This window comes from Xanthomonas sp. LMG 12459 (assembly GCF_009192905.1).
In the GTDB taxonomy this organism is placed as follows: Bacteria; Pseudomonadota; Gammaproteobacteria; order Xanthomonadales; family Xanthomonadaceae; genus Xanthomonas_A; species Xanthomonas_A sontii.
The window spans coordinates 40,743-61,497 of record NZ_NSGT01000092.1; the positions used below are offsets into that span (position 1 = coordinate 40,743).

The 20,755-nt window shown below is 68.4% G+C and carries 19 protein-coding genes and 1 CRISPR repeat array; of the genes, 10 read left to right on the forward strand and 9 right to left on the reverse strand.

What is annotated here, in order from left to right:
* Nucleotides 1-135: 135 nt before the first annotated feature.
* Entirely contained in the window at nt 136-1,284 is a 1,149-nt protein-coding gene (locus CEK65_RS18250; protein WP_017907602.1) for an acyl-CoA dehydrogenase family protein, read from the reverse strand.
* Between the two features lie 126 nt (nt 1,285-1,410).
* Here CEK65_RS18250 and CEK65_RS18255 point away from each other — a divergent pair, with 126 nt between their 5' ends.
* From CEK65_RS18255 to CEK65_RS18270, 4 genes are all read left to right on the forward strand, one after another.
* Complete coding sequence (locus tag CEK65_RS18255) at nt 1,411-2,412, forward strand: metalloregulator ArsR/SmtB family transcription factor (protein ID WP_193314831.1); 1,002 nt, start codon at nt 1,411-1,413, stop codon at nt 2,410-2,412.
* On the forward strand, nt 2,409-3,554 hold the full coding sequence (locus CEK65_RS18260; RefSeq protein ID WP_152182590.1) for a homocysteine S-methyltransferase family protein: 1,146 nt from the start codon (nt 2,409-2,411) through the stop codon (nt 3,552-3,554). The genes CEK65_RS18255 and CEK65_RS18260 overlap by 4 nt, the downstream gene beginning before the upstream one ends.
* Before the next feature lie 103 nt (nt 3,555-3,657).
* The gene (gene metH / locus CEK65_RS18265; protein ID WP_152182591.1) at nt 3,658-6,420 is read left to right on the forward strand and encodes a methionine synthase; all 2,763 of its coding nucleotides are present in this window, start codon (nt 3,658-3,660) and stop codon (nt 6,418-6,420) included.
* A gap of 74 nt (nt 6,421-6,494) precedes the next feature.
* The gene (locus CEK65_RS18270; RefSeq protein ID WP_226980637.1) at nt 6,495-7,406 is read left to right on the forward strand and encodes an NAD(P)-dependent oxidoreductase; all 912 of its coding nucleotides are present in this window, start codon (nt 6,495-6,497) and stop codon (nt 7,404-7,406) included.
* Nucleotides 7,407-7,655: 249 nt separating this feature from the next.
* Nucleotides 7,656-8,536: direct repeats of the CRISPR family, unit length 31 nt; unit sequence GTCGCGCCCTCACGGGCGCGTGGATTGAAAC.
* A gap of 57 nt (nt 8,537-8,593) precedes the next feature.
* Here CEK65_RS18270 and CEK65_RS18275 read toward each other — a convergent pair.
* The 7 genes from CEK65_RS18275 to CEK65_RS18305 all read right to left on the reverse strand — a co-directional run bounded on the left by CEK65_RS18275 (nt 8,594) and on the right by CEK65_RS18305 (nt 15,569).
* A complete protein-coding gene (locus CEK65_RS18275; protein WP_226980638.1) occupies nt 8,594-9,451 on the reverse strand; it encodes a transporter in 858 nt (285 codons plus the stop codon).
* 39 nt (nt 9,452-9,490) lie between these two features.
* Nucleotides 9,491-11,638, reverse strand: coding sequence for an acyltransferase family protein (locus CEK65_RS18280; protein WP_152182592.1), 2,148 nt, complete (start codon nt 11,636-11,638; stop codon nt 9,491-9,493).
* A gap of 2 nt (nt 11,639-11,640) precedes the next feature.
* Nucleotides 11,641-12,336, reverse strand: coding sequence for a DUF2058 family protein (locus CEK65_RS18285; RefSeq protein WP_152182593.1), 696 nt, complete (start codon nt 12,334-12,336; stop codon nt 11,641-11,643).
* A gap of 27 nt (nt 12,337-12,363) precedes the next feature.
* Nucleotides 12,364-12,600, reverse strand: a complete 237-nt coding sequence (locus tag CEK65_RS18290) for a SlyX family protein (protein WP_017908102.1) — start codon at nt 12,598-12,600, stop codon at nt 12,364-12,366.
* Entirely contained in the window at nt 12,590-13,936 is a 1,347-nt protein-coding gene (locus CEK65_RS18295; RefSeq protein WP_017908103.1) for a UDP-glucose/GDP-mannose dehydrogenase family protein, read from the reverse strand. The genes CEK65_RS18290 and CEK65_RS18295 overlap by 11 nt, the downstream gene beginning before the upstream one ends.
* A 15-nt stretch (nt 13,937-13,951) precedes the next feature.
* Nucleotides 13,952-14,902, reverse strand: coding sequence for an FKBP-type peptidyl-prolyl cis-trans isomerase (locus tag CEK65_RS18300; RefSeq protein WP_148827766.1), 951 nt, complete (start codon nt 14,900-14,902; stop codon nt 13,952-13,954).
* A gap of 100 nt (nt 14,903-15,002) precedes the next feature.
* Nucleotides 15,003-15,569 carry a glutathione peroxidase gene (locus CEK65_RS18305; protein WP_017908105.1) on the reverse strand — a complete coding sequence of 189 codons (567 nt, stop codon included), beginning with the start codon at nt 15,567-15,569 and terminating at the stop codon, nt 15,003-15,005.
* A gap of 130 nt (nt 15,570-15,699) precedes the next feature.
* Here CEK65_RS18305 and CEK65_RS18310 point away from each other — a divergent pair, with 130 nt between their 5' ends.
* The 6 genes from CEK65_RS18310 to CEK65_RS18335 are packed head-to-tail and all read left to right on the forward strand — an operon-like array spanning nt 15,700 to nt 19,645.
* Entirely contained in the window at nt 15,700-15,942 is a 243-nt protein-coding gene (locus CEK65_RS18310) for a hypothetical protein (RefSeq protein ID WP_010344229.1), read from the forward strand.
* Between the two features lie 2 nt (nt 15,943-15,944).
* The gene (locus CEK65_RS18315) at nt 15,945-16,307 is read left to right on the forward strand and encodes a GntR family transcriptional regulator (RefSeq protein ID WP_017908106.1); all 363 of its coding nucleotides are present in this window, start codon (nt 15,945-15,947) and stop codon (nt 16,305-16,307) included.
* Nucleotides 16,304-17,185, forward strand: a complete 882-nt coding sequence (locus tag CEK65_RS18320) for an ABC transporter ATP-binding protein (protein ID WP_148827764.1) — start codon at nt 16,304-16,306, stop codon at nt 17,183-17,185. Before CEK65_RS18315 ends, CEK65_RS18320 begins: the two co-directional genes overlap by 4 nt.
* Nucleotides 17,182-18,174 carry an ABC transporter permease gene (locus CEK65_RS18325; RefSeq protein ID WP_193314832.1) on the forward strand — a complete coding sequence of 331 codons (993 nt, stop codon included), beginning with the start codon at nt 17,182-17,184 and terminating at the stop codon, nt 18,172-18,174. Before CEK65_RS18320 ends, CEK65_RS18325 begins: the two co-directional genes overlap by 4 nt.
* Nucleotides 18,175-18,217: 43 nt before the next feature.
* Nucleotides 18,218-19,039 (forward strand): DUF2807 domain-containing protein, encoded by an 822-nt coding sequence (locus CEK65_RS18330; RefSeq protein WP_150409904.1) that lies wholly within the window; start codon nt 18,218-18,220, stop codon nt 19,037-19,039.
* Between the two features lie 45 nt (nt 19,040-19,084).
* Nucleotides 19,085-19,645: a DUF2884 family protein gene (locus CEK65_RS18335; RefSeq protein WP_017908110.1), complete on the forward strand. Its 561-nt coding sequence runs from the start codon at nt 19,085-19,087 to the stop codon at nt 19,643-19,645.
* A gap of 100 nt (nt 19,646-19,745) precedes the next feature.
* On the opposite strand, the gene CEK65_RS18340 is transcribed toward CEK65_RS18335, so the two are convergent.
* Nucleotides 19,746-20,609, reverse strand: coding sequence for a DMT family transporter (locus CEK65_RS18340; RefSeq protein ID WP_152182594.1), 864 nt, complete (start codon nt 20,607-20,609; stop codon nt 19,746-19,748).
* Between the last annotated feature and the right edge of the window lie 146 nt (nt 20,610-20,755).

Genomic DNA, 20,755 nt, shown 5'->3' on the forward strand with positions numbered 1-20,755 from the left:
GAGGGACTTCAGTCCCGACGCGTTGCAGCCAGACGCCGCTTATGCCCTTCCACACAAGGAAAAAAAGCGGCCCTGCGGCCGCTTTTTTCCTAGATCCTCAAGCGATTCGGGAACCGGCAATCCCCACTCCCGGCCTCACCGCAACCCGGTCTCGTTGCGGGCGATCACCAGGCGCTGGATCTCGCTGGTGCCCTCGTAGATCTCGGTGATCTTGGCATCGCGGAAGTAGCGCTCCAGCGGCATCTCCTTGGAATAGCCCATGCCGCCGTGGATCTGCACCGCCTGGTGGGTGATCCACATCGCCGCCTCGGAGGCGGTCAGCTTGGCCACCGAGGCCTCGGTGGTGAAGCGCTGACCCTGCCCCTTCAGCCAGGCCGCGCGCAAGGTCAGCAGCAGCGCCGCATCCAGCTTGCACTTCATGTCGGCGATCTTGGCCTGTGTCATCTGGAACGCGCCGATCGGCGAACCGAACGCCTTGCGCTCCTTCACGTACTCCAGGGTGGCCTCGTAGGCGGCGCGGGCCAGGCCGATCGCCTGCGAGGCGATGCCGATGCGGCCGGCGTCGAGCACGCTCATCGCGATCTTGAAGCCCTCGCCCGGCGTGCCCAGCACCTCGTCGGCGCTGGCCACGTAGTCCTGGAACTCGATCTCGCAGGTGGCCGAGGCGCGGATGCCCAGCTTGGGCTCGGTCTTGCCGCGGTGGAAGCCGGGCTTGTCGGTGTCGACCACGAAGGCGGTGATGCCGCGCGCGCCCTTGTCCGGCTCGCTCATCGCGAACAGCACGATGTACTTGGCGACCGGGCCGGAGGTGATCCAGCTCTTCTTGCCGTTGATGACGAAGCTGCCGTCGTCCTGGCGCACCGCGCGGCACCGCATCGCGGTGGCGTCGGAGCCGGACTGCGGCTCGGTCAGCGCGAAGGCGCCGATCTCGCGGCCTTCGGCGATGGCGCGCACATACTTTTGCTTCTGTTCCTCGTTGCCGTTCTTGAGGATGCCGGCGCAGAACAGCGAGTTGTTGACCGACATGATGGTCGAATGCGCCGCATCGCCGGCGGCGATCTCGACCATCGCCAGCACATAGGCGATCGGGTCCATGCCGGCGCCGCCGTACTCTTCCGGCACCTCGATGCCCATCAGCCCGTTCTCGCCCAGCAGGCGGATGTTCTCCAGCGGGAATTCGCCGGCACGGTCGTGGTGCTCGGCGCTGGGGGCGATGCGCTCCTGGGCGATGCGCCGCGCCACGTCCTGGATCATCAATTGCTCTTCGGTAAAGCTGAAATCCACGTCGAACCCCTCCCGGGCATATTGGTCCGGCCATTGTAGCCGTGCCGACCATACGCCGGCGTGTGCAACTTGACCGGAACCGCCGCGCGGACCAAAATATCTCTATATCGCGATAGGAAGATATTTATGGATCTGGAGGACTGGTCGTCCCGGCTGAAGGTCTTCGCCGACGCCACCCGCGTGCGCCTGCTGGCACTGCTGGAACAGGAGGAGCTGACCGTGGCCGAGTTGTCGGCCATCACCCGCCTGGCGCAGCCGCGGGTCTCGACCCACCTGGCCAAGCTCAAGGAGGCCGGGCTGGTGCGCGACCGCCGCGCCGGCGTGTCGGCCTATTATCGCTTCGACGAGACCCTGCTGGATCCGGCCCAGCGCGCGCTGTGGCTGGCGTTGAGCACCGGCAGCGACGACCCGCTGCTGCGCCAGGACGCCGAGCGCGTGGCCGCGGTGCTGGCCAACCGCGCCGCCGACCAGAACTGGGCCGACTCGGTGGCCGGCGACATGGAGCGCCACTATTCGCCCGGCCGCACCTGGGAAGCGCTGGCACGCACCGCCCTGCCGCTGCTGGAGACCGGCGACGTGCTCGACATCGCCTCCGGCGACGGCGTGCTGGCCGAACTGGTGGCGCCGCACGCACGCCGCTATGTCTGCATCGACACCAGCGCACGGGTGGTGGCCGCGGCCAGCGAACGCCTGCGCCGGCTCGGCAACGTGGAAGTGCGGGAGGGCGACATGCATGCCCTGCCCTTCGCCGATGCCAGCTTCGACCTGGTGGTGATGATGCATGCCCTGACCTATGCGACCAAGCCGGCGCAGGCGGTCTGCGAGTCGGCGCGGGTGCTGCGCCCGGGCGGCCGCCTGCTGCTGTGCAGCCTGGCGCGCCACGAGCACAAGGCCGCGGTGCAGGCCTACGGCCACGTCAACCTCGGCTTTTCGGCCAAGGAACTGCGCAAGTTCGTCGGCAAGGCCGGGCTCGAAGTCTCCAGCCTGGAAACCGTGACCCGCGAGAAGCGCCCGCCGCACTTCGAAGTGATTTCGTTGATTGCGGGGAAGCCGGGAATCGGGATTGGGGAATCGGGAATCGAAAAAGCAACCGCCAAGGCCAAGGCGGCCGCAGGAGATGTCGCATGAGCGCCGTCGCTCCTCCCCCATTCCCCATTTCCCATTCCCCTCTCCCGGCCTCCCAATGGCTCCACCCGCAGCGCGCCGAAGCGCTGCTGCAGGCCTTGTCCCAGCGCATCCTGATCATCGATGGAGCGATGGGCACGATGATCCAGCGCCATGGGCTGCAGGAGGCCGACTATCGCGGCGAGCGTTTCGCCGAGGGCTACGACGCGCAGGCCGGGCACGTGCACGGCCCCGGCTGCGACCACGCGCCGCAGGGCCACGATCTGAAGGGCAACAACGACCTGTTGCTGCTGACCCGGCCGGAGGTGATCGCCGAGATCCACCACGCCTACCTCGACGCCGGCGCCGACCTGCTCGAGACCAATACCTTCAACGCAACGTCGATCAGCCAGGCCGACTACCACCTGGAACACCTGGTCTACGAACTCAACAAGGCCGGCGCGCAGGTCGCGCGTGCCTGCTGCGACGCGGTCGAGGCGCTGACGCCGGACAAGCCGCGGTTCGTGATCGGCGTGCTCGGTCCGACCAGCCGCACCGCCTCGATCAGCCCGGACGTCAACGACCCCGGCTTCCGCAACACCAGCTTCGACGAACTGCGCGCCACCTACCGCGAGGCCATCGACGGCCTGATCGACGGCGGCGCCGACACGCTGATGGTGGAGACCATCTTCGACACGCTCAACGCCAAGGCCGCGCTGTACGCGATCGAGGAGGTGTTCGACGCACGCGGCGGGCGGCTGCCGGTGATGATCTCCGGCACCATCACCGATGCCTCCGGCCGCACCCTGTCCGGGCAGACCGCCGAAGCGTTCTATGCCTCGGTCGCGCACGGGCGGCCGCTCTCGGTCGGGCTGAACTGCGCGCTCGGCGCCAAGGACCTGCGGCCGCACGTGGAGACCCTGGCGCGGATCGCCGACGGCTACGTCAGCGCGCATCCCAACGCCGGCCTGCCCAACGCCTTCGGCGAATACGACGAGACGCCGGAGGAAATGGCGGCGACGCTGCGCGAGTTCGCCGAGTCCGGGCTGCTGAACCTGGTCGGCGGCTGCTGCGGCACCACCCCGGCGCACATCCGCGCCATCGCCGAGGCCGTGCGCGGGCTGCCGCCGCGCGTGCCGCTGGCGGCGCCGGCGCAGGCCGCCTGATGTCCGCCGCGCGCACGCCCGCCGCCCCCACCTGCGCAGTCCTGCGCGGGCACGCTGCCGCCTGCGCGTGCGCCGGCACCTCCCCGTTTTCGGAACGCTGACCATGTCCTCCGCCCGCCACACCCGCCTGTCCGGCCTGGAGCCGTTGCTGCTGACCCCGGACCTGCTGTTCGTCAATGTCGGCGAGCGCACCAACGTCACCGGCAGCGCGCAGTTCCGCAAGCTGATCAAGGAAGAGCGTTACGAGGAGGCGGTGGAGGTGGCGCGCCAGCAGGTCGCCAACGGCGCGCAGATCCTCGACGTCAACATGGACGAGGGTCTGATCGACTCGGAGAAGGCGATGGTGCGCTTTCTCAACCTGATCATGTCCGAGCCGGACATCGCACGCATCCCGGTGATGGTCGACTCCTCCAAGTGGAGCGTGATCGAGGCCGGGCTGAAGTGCCTGCAGGGCAAGAGCGTGGTCAACTCGATCTCGCTCAAGGAAGGCGAGGCGCCGTTCGTCGAACACGCGCGCAAGGTGCTGCGCTACGGCGCCGCGGCGGTGGTGATGGCCTTCGACGAGGTCGGCCAGGCCGACACCTGCGCGCGCAAGGTGGAGATCTGCACCCGCGCCTACCGCATCCTCACCGAGCAGGTCGGGTTCCCGCCGGAAGACATCATCTTCGATCCGAACATCTTCGCCGTGGCCACCGGCATCGAGGAGCACGACAACTACGCGGTCGACTTCATCGAAGCGACCCGCGAGATCAAGCGCACCCTGCCGCACTGCCATGTCTCCGGTGGTGTGTCCAACGTGTCGTTCTCGTTCCGCGGCAACGAGACCGTGCGCCAGGCGATCCATTCGGTATTCCTGTACCACGCCATCGCCGCAGGCATGGACATGGGCATCGTCAACGCCGGCGGCATGCCGATCTACGACGAACTGGACCCGGAGCTGCGCGAGCGCGTGGAGGACGTGATCCTCAACCGCCGCCGCGACGCCACCGAACGCCTGCTGGAGATCGCCGAGCGCTACAAAAAGGCGGGGAATCGGGATGCGGGAATCGGGAATCGGGAAAAGCTGGCGTGGCGCGAGAAGACGGTGCGCGAGCGGTTGAGCCATGCGCTGGTGCATGGCATCGACGAGTTCGTCGAGGTCGATACCGAAGAGGCGCGGCAGCAGGCCGCGCGGCCGCTGGACGTGATCGAAGGCCCGCTGATGGACGGCATGAACGTGGTCGGCGACCTGTTCGGCGCCGGCAAGATGTTCCTGCCGCAGGTAGTGAAGTCGGCGCGGGTGATGAAGAAGGCGGTCGCCTACCTGCTGCCCTACATCGAGGCGGAGAAGCTGCGCAGCGGCGACACCGGTAAGTCCAACGGCAAGATCGTCATGGCCACGGTCAAGGGCGACGTGCACGACATCGGCAAGAACATCGTCGGCGTGGTCCTGGCCTGCAACAACTTCGACGTGATCGACCTGGGGGTGATGGTGCCCACCCAGACCATCCTCGACCGCGCCCGCGCCGAGAACGCCGACATCATCGGCCTGTCGGGGCTGATCACCCCGTCGCTGGAGGAGATGACCCACGTCGCCCGCGAGATGCAGCGGCAGGGCTTCTCGATGCCGCTGCTGATCGGCGGCGCCACCACCTCGCGCGCGCACACCGCGCTGAAGATCGACCCGCATTACGCGGCGCCGACGGTGTGGGTGAAGGACGCCTCGCGCGCGGTGGGCGTGGCGCAGTCGCTGATCTCGCGCGAACTGCGCGCGGCCTTCGTGGCCGCCAACGACGCCGACTACGCCGAGATCCGCCAGCGCCACAAGAACCGCGGCGACGCCAAGCGCCTGGTCTCGCTCGCGCACGCGCGCGGGCAGCGCTTCGACGGCGGCTGGGACGCCTACACCCCACCGGTGCCCAGGCAGCCCGGCCTGCACGTGTTCGACGACTACCCGCTGGACGACCTGGTCCCCCTGATCGACTGGACCCCGTTCTTCCAGGCCTGGGAACTGGCCGGCAAGTTTCCGGCGATCCTCACCGACGAGATCGTCGGCCAGCAGGCCAGCGAGCTGTACCAGGACGCGCGCGCGATGCTGCAGCGGATCGTCGCGGAGAAATGGCTGACCGCCAAGGCCGTGTTCGGGCTGTGGCCGGCGCAGTCGGTGGGCGACGATGTTGTGGTCCTGACGGACCGGGAATCGGGAAACGGGAATGGGGAATCGTCAGGCGCGACCGCGCCGCTCGACCATTCCCGATTCTCCATTCCCCATTCCCTGCACTTTTTGCGACAACAGGTCGACAAGCCCGCCGAGCGCCCGGACTTCTGCCTGGCCGACTTCATCGCGCCGCGCGACAGCGGCAAGCAGGACTGGATCGGTGCATTCGCGGTGACCGCCGGCATCGGCATCGAACCGCACGTGACGCGCTTCGAGGCGGCGCACGACGACTACAACGCGATCCTGCTCAAGGCCCTGGCCGACCGCCTGGCCGAGGCGCTGGCCGAGCGCCTGCACCAGCGCGTGCGCACCGAGTTCTGGGGCTATGCCGACGACGAGGCGCTGGACAACGAAGCGCTGATCGCCGAGCGCTATCGCGGCATCCGTCCCGCGCCCGGCTATCCGGCCTGCCCCGACCACAGCGAGAAGCAGACCCTGTTCGCCCTGCTCGATGCCGGTCGCAACGCCGGCATGTCGCTGACCGAGAGCTTCGCGATGCTGCCGACCGCGGCGGTGTCCGGCTACTACTTCAGCCACCCGCAGAGCCAGTACTTCGTGGTCGGCCGGCTGGGCAAGGACCAGCTCGCCGACTACGCCCGGCGCAAGGGCGTCTCGCTGCGACAGGCCGAACGCTGGCTGGCCTCGAACCTGGACTACGATCCGGAGTGAGCCCACGCCGACTGCAGGCGCCCCGCATAGCGCCTGTGCCACCCCACGCGCCTTCGAGTCCATCGCCGATGCCCATGTCCACTCCGTCCCCGCTGAAGATCGTGGTCACCGGCAGTGCCGGCCGGGTCGGCCGCGCGATCCATATTCGGCTCGCGCGCGAGCACCACGTCAGCGGCTTCGACCGGACGCCCTGCTCCACCGCCGACTGGGTCGGCGACCTCGACGATGCCGCGTTGCTGGCACGGGCGCTGCAGGGCGCGGACGCGGTGATCCACACCGCCGCGCTGCACGCCCCGCACGTTGCGCATGTGCCGACGGCGCGCTTCCGCCAGGTCAATGTCGACGGCACGCGCCGCGTCCTGGATGCCGCGGCGGCGGCCGGCGTGCGCCGCATCGTGTTCACCAGCACCACCGCGCTGTATGGCGACGCCGCCACTCCCGACGGCAGCGCCGGCTGGGTCGACGAGACGCTGACGCCGCAGCCGCAAACCATCTACCACCACACCAAACTGGAGGCCGAGACGCTGCTGCGCGAAGCGGCCGACCAGGGCGGGCCGAGCGTGCGTATCCTGCGCATGTCGCGCTGCTTCCCGGAACCGGTCAACGTGATGGCGGCATTCCGCCTGCATCGCGGCATCGACGCGCGCGACGTCGCCGAGGCCCATGCGGCGGCATTGCGGCATGCCGGGCCGGCAAGCGCGACGTTCGTGATTTCCGGCGCCACCCCGTTCCTGCGCGAGGATTGCGCCGAGTTGCACACCGCGGCACCGGCGGTCCTGCACCGCCGCGCGCCGGCGTTGGTGGCGGCGTTCGCGCAACGCGGCTGGGCACTGCCGGAACGGATCGATCGCGTCTATTCGCCGCAACGGGCGCTGGACGCGCTGGGCTGGCAACCGCGTCATGGTTTCGCGGAAGTGCTGCACCAATACGACACGCACGTGCCCGAGGTGCTGCCGCCCAACGACGGACGCGCCGTCAGCGACTGAGCGCCCGGCGCTGATCGGCACACCGGGTTCGGATGGCGACGCAAGGACGTGCGCCGTCGGCGCGAACCGGAAGCGCCCGGGGTTTTCCCGGCCGGTTCGCGAATCCCGATAAGCACTTGATCGAAAAAGTGAAATGCCTTGGCACCATGAAACCGGGCAAGGCAGCCCCGCCCCCTGCACGTCGCCGCACGCCTGTTTCGCGAAATCGGCACTTTTTCCTTAGTCCCGGCCGGCAGTTATGCTGAGGGCGTCGCACCCTCACGGGCGCGTGGATTGAAACTACTTCAAGAAGGGCGAGAACACCGCAGCTGTGCGGTCGCACCCTCACGGGCGCGTGGATTGAAACAGCAGCATCACCGAATCAACCGTGTGGGGCGTCGCACCCTCACGGGCGCGTGGATTGAAACTGCAGCCCCCGGCCAATTTCCAGCTTCAACCAGTGTCGCACCCTCACGGGCGCGTGGATTGAAACGGGTTCGCGAGGTCGCCTGCCATCTGCTGGTAGGTCGCACCCTCACGGGCGCGTGGATTGAAACCTCAGAATGTCCTGTCCGGCGGAGGTGCCGAGCGGGTCGCGCCCTCACGGGCGCGTGGATTGAAACTGGTTCGCCCGGACGATCAGCAGCTTGCGTTCGGTGGTCGCGCCCTCACGGGCGCGTGGATTGAAACCAGTTGAAATGCCACTCCATGAAGGTGGACGCCTGGTCGCGCCCTCACGGGCGCGTGGATTGAAACAAACCGGAGGGCTGACATGTCGGAGAAGAAGCCCGGGTCGCGCCCTCACGGGCGCGTGGATTGAAACGCTTCCGGTGGCACGCCGCCTAAGACGCGCTTCATGGTCGCGCCCTCACGGGCGCGTGGATTGAAACACGTTCGCGATCCACTGACCAAGCAGCGCAGTGGTTGTCGCGCCCTCACGGGCGCGTGGATTGAAACTGCGGCGTGGCGCAGATGTAGAGCTTCGAACCGCGTCGCGCCCTCACGGGTGCGTGGATTGAAACCTGGCTTGCAAGATCGACGCGCTGGTCGGTTCCGGTCGCGCCCTTACAGGCGCGTGGATTGAAACCCCTTGCCGGCAGGGACTCGCTCACGCATGCCTGTCCCGCCATCCAAGGCGCCTGGGTGAAACCGTGCCAGGCCCTTGGTTGCGCGGAGGCGCGATTCACGACATCACCGCACCATGGACCTCAGCGCAGCAGCACCGAAATGCCGAGGCCGCCCTGCCAATCCGGGGTCTGCGACGACAGGCCGCGCAGCACCGACAGATCCAGTTGCACGCGGTTGGCGAACAGCCAGGTGACGCCGCTGCCGAGCGCGCGCATCTCGTCCTCGCCGCCGCCGATGCCGGCCTCGACGTAGGCGCTCAGCGTGTCGCCGGCGTAGAAGGTGTAGCTCGGCGAGACGCTCCAGCCGGAGCCGTCCTCGCTGTCGCTGACATTGCCGTACAGCGCCAGGCTACGCCCCTCCGGCAGGTCCCAGCCGGCGCTCACGCCCAGGTCGTAGCGGTGGCCGGCATCGCCGTACGGCGCGCGCCCGACCGGCAGGCTGGCGCTGCCGAGCAAGGCCCAGCTGACGCGGTCGCTGGCGCTGGGCAATGCCTGCTTCAAGCCGATGCTGGCGTCGCCGCCACTGTGCCCGCGCTGGTCCTGCCCGCCGCCGCGCACGCGCTGCCACACCTGGCTGTCGATCGCCAGCTGCAACTCGGTGCGTGCGCTCAGGCCGAACCGCAGCCGGCTGTTGGCGACGTATTCGGTGCTGCGCACGTCGCCGTCGCGGTCGTAGCTGCCATCGAAGAACGCCTGCTCCCAGGCCAACTGTCCACGCTGCAGGGTGGTCGAAGCGAAGCCGATACCGGGCCGGTCGAACGCCGGCGCGTCCTCGGCGCAGGCCACGCCGGCAGTGCCGGTAGTGGCCGCCAGCAGCAGCGCCCCGCGCAGCAGCGCATCGCCGCGGCGGTGCAACTGCGGCCGGCAGCCATGGTGGGTGGCGACGAACGACGGCACCGCCCGCGATCGCTGCGGCGCGAGAAAAGGCAGAACAGGCATGCGCGAACTCCTTGCGATGCGGGAGCGGAGGGCTGCGCCTCAAGGCGCCGGCGGCGAGTGTGCCTGGATCGCCGCTATGTGCGATGTGAAGCCCGGCAGCAGCACCCGGTTGCCGTAGCCGCTGAGGTGATCGGCATCGAAGAACAGCGGGCGCCCGTCGCGGCTGCCGCTGCAGTACTGCGCGTCGCACAGCAGCGGCAACGGATCCCACACCGAGGCATGCGGCAGCTGCGCGGCGATGCGCTGCAGGCTCCGCAGCACCGGCGCACGGTAGCGCTCCATCGTCGCGCGTGCGATCGGGATGCCGCGCGCGCAGATCGGATTGCCGCGGTTGAACCAGTCCGAACAGCGATACGGCGGCGCGCGCAGCACCGGCTTGGGCGCTTCGAAGACGATGCGCACGCCGCGCTGCGCCAAGGGCTGCAGCAGCGCGACCGCAGCCGCTTCGCCAGCGCTGCGCGCGGCCTGCGCCTCGGCACCCTCCTGCTCGGCCATCGCCGCGGTCTCGTCGAACAGGCGGTCCTGATCGGCCAGACGCAGCACGCGCAGGGCGGGCAGAAACAGCACATCGCCGTCGCGCGCGTGCGCGGCGACGTCGGCCAGGGTGCTGCGCTCATAGGCCTGGCAGCCGGGATTGCTGGCCTGCCAGGCCTGCAGGCCGACGATCGGGCAACCGCCGACACCGTAAAGTCGCACCGGCACCCCGCTCTGCAGCGCGAAGCGCCGCAGCAGTTCGTTGTAGGCCAGCGCATGCGAGTCGCCGGCCACGAACACCTGGCCGCCGCCATCGCGGTTGGGCAGCGTGCAGGCGCCGCGCTCGAACAGCTTGGCGCTGCCCACCTGCACCGGCACCTGGCGGGTCTGCAGCGCGCACTGCGGAAACTCCCGGCGCAGGCCCTTGGCATAGGCGTACCAGTCCAGCGGATGCCGGCTGACCGTGCTCAACCCGTAATAGCGCTGGGCGTTCTGCAGCAGCGCATGGGTGCCGCCGGCGAGCAGCACCAGGCCCAGCCCGGCGAGGATGGTCCGCGCCGGCGTGCGTGCGCGGCCGATGCGGCCATGCCGCCACGGCAGCTCCACCCAGCGGTACGAGGCCAGAGCCAGCAAGGCGACCAGCAGCAGCGCCGCGGCTCTGGTCGGCGCCGATTCCAGACCGACGGTCCAGCGGAACAGCACGAACACCGGCCAGTGCCACAGATACAGCGAGTACGACACGCGGCCGATCGCCACCGGTACGCGGTGCGCCAGCGCACGCCGGGTCCAGCCGGCCGGGGCACCGTGCAGCAACGCCAGCAAACCGAGCGTGCCCAGCACCGGCCACAGTCCATCCGGCCACGGCGAGTGGCCGGGACGCGCGCACCACAGACCGACCACCACCGCCGCCAGCGCCATCGCCAGCAACGGCGAACGCCAGCTCCAGGCGCCCGGCGGCGGCGCCTGCGTCCCGGCCTCGAAGCGTCCGCGCAGCGCCAGCACTTGGTAAAGCAACACGCCGCTGCCCAGTTGCCAGAAGCGTGCGGTGGTCAGGTAGAACGCGGCCGCCGCATCGCCGGCATCGCGGCTATGCCGCCAGGCGAACGCCAGCGAGACGGCCGAGGCCAGCGCCACCAGCAGCGTCGACCACACCCGACCGCGGCCGCCACGGTTCCAGGCCAGGAACAGCAACGGGAACAGCAGATAGAACTGCTCCTCCACGCCCAGCGACCAGGTATGCGTGTACGGATTGAATTCGGCCTTGGGCGAGAAGTAATCGTTGCCGGTCGCGGCCAGCACCCAGTTGCTGAGGCCGACGAAGGCCATGCGCCCGGTCCTGGCGCTGGTCTCGCTGAGCCAGGACTCGGGAATGAACAGGCCGCTGGCCAGGGCCGTGACCAGCAGGCATGCCACCAGGGCCGGAGCGATGCGGCGCAGGCGCCGCGCATAGAACTGCGCGAACACGCCCAGCTGTCCGGCCGCCGGCAGGCGCTGCAACGACGCGCTGACCACGAAGCCGGAGATCACGAAGAACATGTCCACGCCGGTGAACCCGCCCGGCAGCCACGCCGGATCGAGGTGGTAGGCGATCACCGCCAGCACCGCGATCGCGCGCAGCCCGTCCACGTACGGCAGATAGCCGCCGCCGGCCTGCGCGTGCGGCGGCGTGTGGCCGCGCCCGGCGGCCAGCGTGCCCGTCCCTGGCAGCGCCACGTTTACCAGACCAGATCGTCGGGGATCTGGTACTTGGGATCGGCGTAGGGGTCTTCTTCCGCCGTCGCGTTCGGATCGACCCGCAGCGCCACCGCCGCCGGGAAGATCGCTTCGGCCTGGTCCAGCAGCGCCGCGGTCACCAGCAGGTAGCGGCCGTTCTGCTGCAGCACGCCCAACTCGCCGGCGTTGAGCGCCTTGAGCTGATCGGCAGTGACGTAGATGCGCTTGATCTTGCCGCCATAGGGGAAATGGCGGGCGATGTCGGCCTCGGCGTGGTTCAGCGCCTGGCCCTTGAGCAGTTCGTCGAGCTTGGCCCGCGCCTCGCGGCGCAGGCGCGCTTCTTCCTGCTTCTGCCGCTCGGCCTCGATGCGCTCGTCCTTCTCGCGCTGGGCACGGATCGCATAAGCCTTGGCCAGATCGATGTCCTCACGGCTGCGCGGCGGCCGCCCCGGCTGGCCGCCCGCGCCCTGCGGCTTGCCCTGGCCAGGGCCGTTCCCGTGCGGACGGCTGCGCCCGCCGCCGGGCTTGCCGGCGTTGGGCGCGCCGCCGGGAGCGCGCTCGCCGCGCGCCCCGGCCGGTGCCGGGCGCTGGCCCGGCCGTCCCTGCGGCCGCGGCGCGGCAGGCGGGGCTTTGCGTTCGGGTTTCGGCGCGGGCTTGAAGCCCAGGCCCAGCAATTGCTCGCGGAGGGTATCGCTCATCGGGACGGCATCGGTCGGTTCGGGGGATCAGTAATGCGGCGGCGGCGGTTCGTCGGCCGGATCGGCGTAGAGCGTGCTGCGCACCTTGCCCAGATCTTCGAGCAGGTGACGCAGCAACTCGGCGTTGCGCTGGCTTTCGATACGCGCTTCGGCCAGGGCATCGCTCATTTCCGACAGCGCCTGCTCCTGGAAGGAGAGGCGCGTTTCCAGCTCGATCAGGCGGTTTTCCAGCAACCGATCCTGGGTGGAAAAATCATGCTGCATGGATCGAACGTCCGCGGCCGATGCCGTAATACGCCAGGCCGAAGCTCTCGATTTCCTGCGGATCGTAGAGATTGCGGCCGTCGAACACCACCGCATCGCCGATCAGCTCCTTCATGCGGGTGAAGTCGGGGCTGCGGAACTGCTTCCACTCGGTGACCACCGCCAGCGCATCGGCGCCTTCCAGCGCGTCGAAGGCATCGTCGCAGAAATGCAGATCGGCGCGCTCGCCGAAGATGCGCTTGGCCTCGTCGGTCGCCTCCGGATCGTAGGCACGCACCGTCGCGCCCGCCTCCCACAATTGCGCCAGCAGACGGCGGCTGGAGGCGGCACGCATGTCGTCGGTGTTGGGCTTGAAGGCCAGGCCCCACACCGCGAAGGTCTTGCCCTTCAGCGACTGCGCCGCACCGTAGTGGCGCTGGATCAGCTCGTACAGATGGCCCTTCTGCGCCTCGTTGACCGCTTCCACCGCATCCAGCAGCCGGGGCGCATGCCCGACCTGCTGCGCGGTGCGCGCCAGCGCCTGCACGTCCTTGGGGAAGCACGAGCCGCCGTAACCGGCACCCGGGTAGATGAAGTGCCAGCCGATGCGCGGATCCGAGCCGATGCCCTGACGCACCTTCTCCACGTCGGCACCGACGCGCTCGGCGATGTTGGCGATCTCGTTCATGAAACTGATCTTGGTCGCCAGCATGGCGTTGGCCGCGTACTTGGTCAGCTCGGCCGAGCGCACGTCCATCTCCACGATGCGGTCGTGGTTGCGGTTGAACGGCGCGTACAGACGACGCAGGCGCGCGGCCGAGCCGGGCTTGCTGCTGCCGATGACGATGCGGTCCGGGCGCATGCAATCGGCGACGGCATCGCCTTCCTTCAGGAACTCCGGGTTGGAGACCACATCGAACTCGATCGCCTCGCCGCGTGCTTCCAGTTCGGCGGCGATCGCCGCGCGCACCTTGTCGGCGGTGCCGACCGGCACCGTCGACTTGTTGACCACGATGGTCGGCCCCTGGATGTGCTGGCCGATGGTGCGGGCCACCGCCAGCACGTACTGCAGATCTGCGCTACCGTCCTCGTCCGGCGGCGTGCCGACGGCGATGAACACGATATCCCCATGCGCGATGGCGCTGGCCGCATCGGTGGTGAAGAACAGCCTCCGTGCGGCGTGATTGGCCTTGACCATCGGCGAGAGGCCAGGCTCGTAAATCGGGACCACGCCCTTGTTGAGCCCATCCACCTTGGCCTGGTCGATGTCTACGCACACCACATGGTGGCCGACTTCGGCCAGACAGGTTCCGGTGACGAGCCCGACATAGCCGGTGCCGAATATCGCTACGCGCATGTAATCTCCTTTCGGTTATTGAAGGATGTTCAAAAGTTCCACGTCGAAGGTCAACATCGCATCCGGGCCGATCGGGCTGCCCGGCATTCCCTGCGGGCCGTAGCCCAGATTGGATGGAATCCAGAAGCGGTACTTGGACCCCACCGGCATCAGCGCCACGCCCTCGCTCCAGCCCGGCACGACCTGGTTCAGCGCGAACTCAGCCGGCTGGCCGTTCTTGTAGGAGCTGTCGAAGACGGTGCCGTCGAGCAGCTTGCCCTCGTAGTTCACCCGCACCTTGCTGCTGGACGTGGGCCGCGCGCCGCTGCCTTCGCGCAGCACCATGTACTGCAGGCCGGACGGGGTGGTGATCACGCCCTTCTGGTTCTTGTTCTGGGCCAGGAAGGCATTGCCTTCCTGCTTGTTCTTGGTCGCCACCGCGGCCTGCTTGGACGCACCGAAGGCCTGCAGCGTGGCCATCGCCTGCTCCTGGGTCATCGCGGTCTGGCCCTTGGCGAACACCGTGCGAACCGCGCCCATCAGCGTCGGCAGATCGATGTCGTTCTGGATCCGCGCCAGCGACGGACCGACCGCACGGTCGCCCAGCATCAGGCCCACGTTCTCCTTGGACACCGGCGGCGGCTGCGTGCCCGGCGCCATGCCCGGCACCGGCTGGCCGTTGCGCGCGGCCAGCTGCGTGCGCAGCGCGGTATCGGTGGCCTGGGTCTGTTCATCGGACAGCAGCGGCTTGCCCTGCTTGAAGGCGTTCTCGATCGCGCGCTGCATCGCGTCCACGTCGATGTCCTGGGCGATGGGCTCGAACGAACGCGCCACATCCATGCCGATCGCGTAGCTGACCTTCTGCTTCTCCGTGCTCAGCGTCGTCGCCGTGCCGCCGGCCGCCGGCGCCTGCGCGGACGCGTGACCGGCGACCATCGCCATCCCCACCACCAGCGACGCCACGGCGCCGCGCATTCCCATCTTCATTCGCTACTTTCCCTGGAAGTGAACTGTGAACTGGACGCGCCGAACTGGCGCAGACAGAAGCCGGCATTGTCGCATGCGCGGCCGAGATGTTGACCCGCTTTCAGTGCGACGCCGGCTGCGCTTTCAGTTCGCGTTCGATGGCACTGCGCAAGGCCGGATCGTCCGGCGTGACCTTGCTCGGGAATTGCGCGACCACGCGCCCATCGCGCGAGATCAGATACTTGTGGAAATTCCAGCCCGGCGCCACGCCGGTGGCCTGGGTCAGTTGCTTGTACAGCGGCGTCGCCTCGTCGCCGATCACGTGCACCTTCTCGAACATCGGAAACTTCACCCCGTAGGTGAGCGTGCAGAATTCCTGGATCTGCTTCTCCGATCCGGGCTCCTGGCCCTTGAAGTCGTTGGACGGGAAGCCGAGCACGCTGAAGCCCTGCGCCGCGTACTGCTGCTGCAGCTTCTCCAGGCCGTCGTATTGCGGGGTGTAGCCGCACTTGCTGGCGGTGTTGACCACCAGCAGCACCTTGCCGCCGTAGGTCTTGTTCAGGTTCACCTTCTCCTTGCCGGCCAGCGGACGGTAGTCCCGGTCCAGCAGGGAGCCGGCCCAGGCACTGCCGACGGTGCCGGCAGCAGCCAGGATCGCGAGGAAAAACAGACGCTTGGGAAGTTTCATGGGGCACCGTCGAGAAGAAGTAAGGGAGTGGCACGCGACCAGGTCGGACGTTGGGTCAGCAGCGTGTTGACATGCCGTGTAACGGTGTTATAGTTAAATACAACACCACTCACCCAGAGCAGGTCCCACGATGAATCTCAAACGCCTCCAGCGCAGTCTTCCGGCCCTGGTCATCGTCGGCACCCTGCTCTGCGCGAGCTGGATCGGCGCCCAACGCCACCAGGGACGGCCGCTGGATTATGGCGCCAGCACGCCGCACGACGACAGCGCCGCCGGCGCCGCACCTTCTACCGTCCCGGCGGTGCGGCGTCTGCGGGCTTCGCTGTCCGTGCCTTATTTCTCCTTCGCGCGCACCCTGCGCCCACGGAGCTGACCATGAGCGATATCCAATGGAGCGACGGCGCTCCGATCTACCGCCAGCTGAAGGAGCGCGTCATCGCGATGATGCTCGACGGCATCCTCAAGCCCGGCGACGCCCTGCCCTCGGTGCGCCAGGTGGCCGCCGAGTACCAGCTCAACCCGATCACCGTTTCGCGCGCCTACCAGGAACTGGCCGACGAGGCCCTGGTCGAGAAGCGCCGCGGGCTGGGCATGTTCATGACCGAGGAAGCGGCGCAGAAGCTGCGCGGCAGCGAGCGCGAGCGCTTCCTCAACGAAGAGTGGCCTCTGGTGCTGGAACGCATCCAGCGCCTGGGCCTGACACTGCAAGACTTGTTGCCACCGGGGAAAACGCCATGACTGCCGCTGTCGCCGCATCCGAATCCGTCGTCTACGCGCAGGGGTTGCGCAAGACCTACAACAACAAGCCGGCGCTGGCCGATGCGTCCTTCGCCATCGCGCCGGGCCGCATCGTCGGCCTGATCGGCCCCAACGGCGCCGGCAAGACCACCGCGCTGAAGGCGGTGCTGGGCCTGACCGCCGTGGAAGGCGAACTGCGCGTGCTGGGCATGGACCCGCGCAAGCAGCGCGACGCGCTGATGAACGAAGTGTGCTTCATCGCCGACGTGGCGGTGCTGCCGCGCTGGATGCGGGTCAGCGAGGCGATCGACTTCGTCGCCGGCGTGCATCCGCGCTTCGATCGCGCCAAGTGCGAGCGCTTCCTGGCCAACACCAAGCTCTCGCCCAAGCTGCGGGTGCGCGAAATGTCCAAGGGCATGATCGTGCAACTGCACCTGGCCCTGGTCATGGCGATCGACGCGCGCCTGCTGGTGCTGGACGAGCCGACCCTGGGCCTGGACATCCTGTACCGCAAGGAGTTCTACCAGCGCCTGCTGGAAGACTACTTCGACGAGCAGAAGACCATCGTCATCACCACCCACCAGGTGGAGGAGATCGAGCACATCCTCACCGATGTGCTGTTCATCCGCGACGGTCGCATCGTGCTCAGCGCCGACATGGAGCACATGGCCACCCGCTACACCGAACTGCTGGTGCCGGCCGAGCGCATCGAGGCGGCGCGCGCGCTGCAGCCGATCGACGAACGCGGCCTGCCGTTCGGCAAGTCGGTGTTCCTGTACGACGGCGTGCCGCAGGCGCAGCTGACCGCACTCGGCGAAACCCGCACCCCCGGCCTGGCCGACCTGTTCGTCGCCATCATGAAGGGCACCTACGCATGAACGCTCCCGCCAAATCGATCTCTCCCGTGTCCACCTTCAAGTGGCTGCTCAAGCGCGAGTTCTGGGAACACCGCGGCGGTTTCCTGTGGGCCCCCGTCATCACCGGCGGCATCGTCGCCACCCTGTACACGGTGCTGTCGATCATCGGCAGCATCGCCGGCCGCAACCACGGCGGCGGCGTACGTCTGAACGATGTGCAATGGGAAGGCCAGGCCAACAACGCCCACCAGATCATCGGCGCGGTCGGCGACGGCACCATGCTCGCCGGGGTGATCCTGGCCTGCATCGTGGTCGGCTTCGTGGTGTTCTTCTACGCGCTGGGCGCGCTGTACGACGACCGCCGCGACCGCAGCGTGCTGTTCTGGAAGTCGCTGCCGCTGTCGGACACCGGCACCGTGCTGTCCAAGGCCGCCTGGGCGCTGCTGCTGGCGCCGCTGCTGGCGATCGGCATCGGCCTGCTGATCGGCCTGGCGCTGTGGGTAGTCACCGCCCTGACCCTGTCGGTCAACGGTATCCCGCAGAGCACCGCGGTCTTCACCGAATCGCACCCGCTGCGCATCATCGGCATGGTCCTGGCCGCACTGCCGGTGCAGGTGATGTGGTCGCTGCCGGCGATCGGCTGGCTGATGCTGTGCTCGGCCTGGGCGCGCAGCAAGCCGTTCCTGTGGGCGGTGCTGATCCCGATCCTGGGCTGCGTGATGGCCAGCATGATGGGCATCCTGCCGATGCTCAACGTCAACCACAACCTGATCTGGTACACCGTGGTCTACCGCGGCCTGCTCAGCGTGCTGCCCGGCAGCTGGGGTCCGGTGCTGAACGAGCAGGTGGCCGAGACCCACATCAGCGGTCCGCAGGATCTGGTCAATGCGATCCATCTCGGCGACAGCTGGGTGCTGTTCCGCGACCCCGACATCTGGATCGGCGCCGCGGTCGGCGTGGCCTTCATCGTCGCCGCGATCTACGTGCGCCGCTGGCGCGACGAAGCCTGATCGCACCTCCGTCTCTCTTCCCTTTTCCGCAAGGAGTTTTCCGATGCGCAAGACCCTCGCCCTGTGTGCCCTGCTGTCGCTGCCGGCCGTCGCCATGGCCGACGACTGCAAGTATTCCGAACCGCGCGAACTGAAGCTGGATCTGACCGGCGTCAAGTCGGTGCTGCTGGACGTGCAGCAGAACGACCTCAAGCTCAGCGGCGCCAGCGGCGACTCCACCCTGCGCGGCCGCGCCTGTGCCTCCGACGCGGACATGCTCAAGGAGCTGACCCTGCGCCAGCGCCACGACGGCGACACCCTGGTGGTGACGCTGAAGCACGAGGGCAAGATCCACGGCATCAGCGTCGGCAACCGCTACGCCTACCTCAACGTGGCCGGCAGCATCCCGGCCAACCTGCCGGTGCGGCTGCAACTGGGCTCCGGCGACGCCGAGATCAGCGGCGTGGCCTCGCTCGACGCCAAGGTCGGCTCCGGCGACCTGCACGCGCAGAACATTCGCGGCGCGGTCAGCGCCACGGTCGGCTCCGGCGACATCGAACTGCGTAATGTCGGCAGCGTGGCCCTGCCGACGCTGGGCTCGGGCGACGTCAAGGCCGATCAGGTCGGCGGCGACGTCAAGGTCGGCACCGTCGGCTCCGGCGACCTGACCGTGCACGGCGTGCGTGGCAGCGTGCAGGTCGACAGCGTCGGCTCCGGCGACGTGCAACTGCGCGACGTCACCGGCAATGTCGCGGTGCAGACGGTCGGCTCCGGCGACCTGGATGTCGGCACCGTCGGCGGCAACCTGAGCGTGCAGAAGGTCGGCAGCGGCGACGTCACCCACCGCGGCGTGCGTGGCAGCGTCAACCTGCCCAAGCCGCGCTGATCCTGCCGCCCGATTCTCCTTCCACATCCACACGAGGACGCGCCCATGCAGTACCGTTCCCTGTCCCTGGCCGGCGTCGCCCTGGCCGTGCTGTTCTCGCTCAGCGCCTGCCAGCGCTCGGCCTCGTCGAACGACCGCGTCGTGGTCGATCACGGTGGCGCGCAAAGCCTGACCTTCCTCAACGGCGACCTCACCCTGAAGGCCGATGGCCAGCCGCCGGCCACCATCACCCGCGACGGCAAGCTGCTGATCGACGGCAAGCCGGTCGCGCTGGACGCCGAGCAGCAGCGCCTGCTGCTGGCCTACCGCAGCCAGATCGAGGCGGTCGGCAAGCAGGGCGTAGAAGTCGGCAAGGCCGGCGCGGCACTGGGCGTGAAGGCGGCCGGCGATGCAATCAGCGGCGTGCTCAGCGGCGACACCGAGCACATCGGCGCGCAGGTCGAGGCGCAGGCCGACAAGATCAAGCAGGCGGCGCTGAAGATCTGCGACCAGGTCGCCGCGCTGCGCGCCGCGCAGGATGCGCTGATGCAGAAGGTGCCGGCGTTCCGCCCCTACTCCACCCTCGACGACAGCGACGTCAGCGACTGCAAGCACTCGGCCGCGTAATCGGCGGCAGCCACGCTGCCGCAACCATCGTCCACGAGCGCCCGCTGAGTCCGCGCTCCACCCGGCAGTCGTGCAAACGCCTGCCGGGCGGGTCGCGGTCTCAGCGGGCGTAGTGTTTCGCGCCGGCCACGCAGACCATCGCGACCAGGGTCACCGCCAGCATCGTCCAGCTCACGGTTTCGTGCAGCAGCAGCGCGGCCAGGCCCAAGCCGATGAAGGGCTGGAACAACTGCAGTTGCCCGACCGCCGCGATCCCGCCTTGCGCCAGACCGCGGTACCAGAACACGAAGCCGATCAACATGCTGAACAGCGAGACATAGCCCAGGCCAAGCCATGCCGGCATGCGCACGGTGCCGAACGACGCAGGCTGCGTCAGCAAGGCCAGGGACACCATCAGCGGCAGCGACAGCACCAGCGCCCAACAGATGACCTGCCATCCGCCCAGCGTGCGCGACAGGCGCGCGCCTTCCGCATAGCCCAGCCCACACAGCACCACCGCGGCCAGCATCAGCAGATCGCCCTGCCACGAGGCGTCGATCCCGCCGATCGCCGCATAGCCGACGACGCTGCAGGCACCGGCCAGCGAGAACACCCAGAACGGTGGACGCGGGCGTTCGCCGGCGCGCAAAACGGCGAAGACGGCGGTGCACAACGGCAGCAGGCCCACGAACACGATGGAATGCGCCGAGGTCACATGCTGCAGCGCCAGTGCGGTCAGCAGGGGAAATCCGGCCACGACCCCCAGCGCCGTCATCGCCAAGGCGGGGAGTTCGGCGCGGCGCGGACGCGGTTGCCGAAACCCGAGCAGGAGCGACAGCCCCAGCGCGGCGGCAATGCTGGCGCGGGCGCAGGTCAGGAACACGGGGGAGAAATCGGCGACCGCGACGCGCGTTGCGGGCAACGACCCCGCAAAAATCATCACGCCGATACATCCATTGATCCAGCCACCGGTGGTTTTTTCCATGCGCGTCTCCTTCTGCATCGCCGTTGCAGTAGACGCCTCGCGGGACCTATCCGGCCAGATACGATCCAATACGGTTTCGCAGTACTGTTATGGCTCAAGACCCATTACAGCTGACGACAGTGGACAGACCCGCAGCACCCGGCACG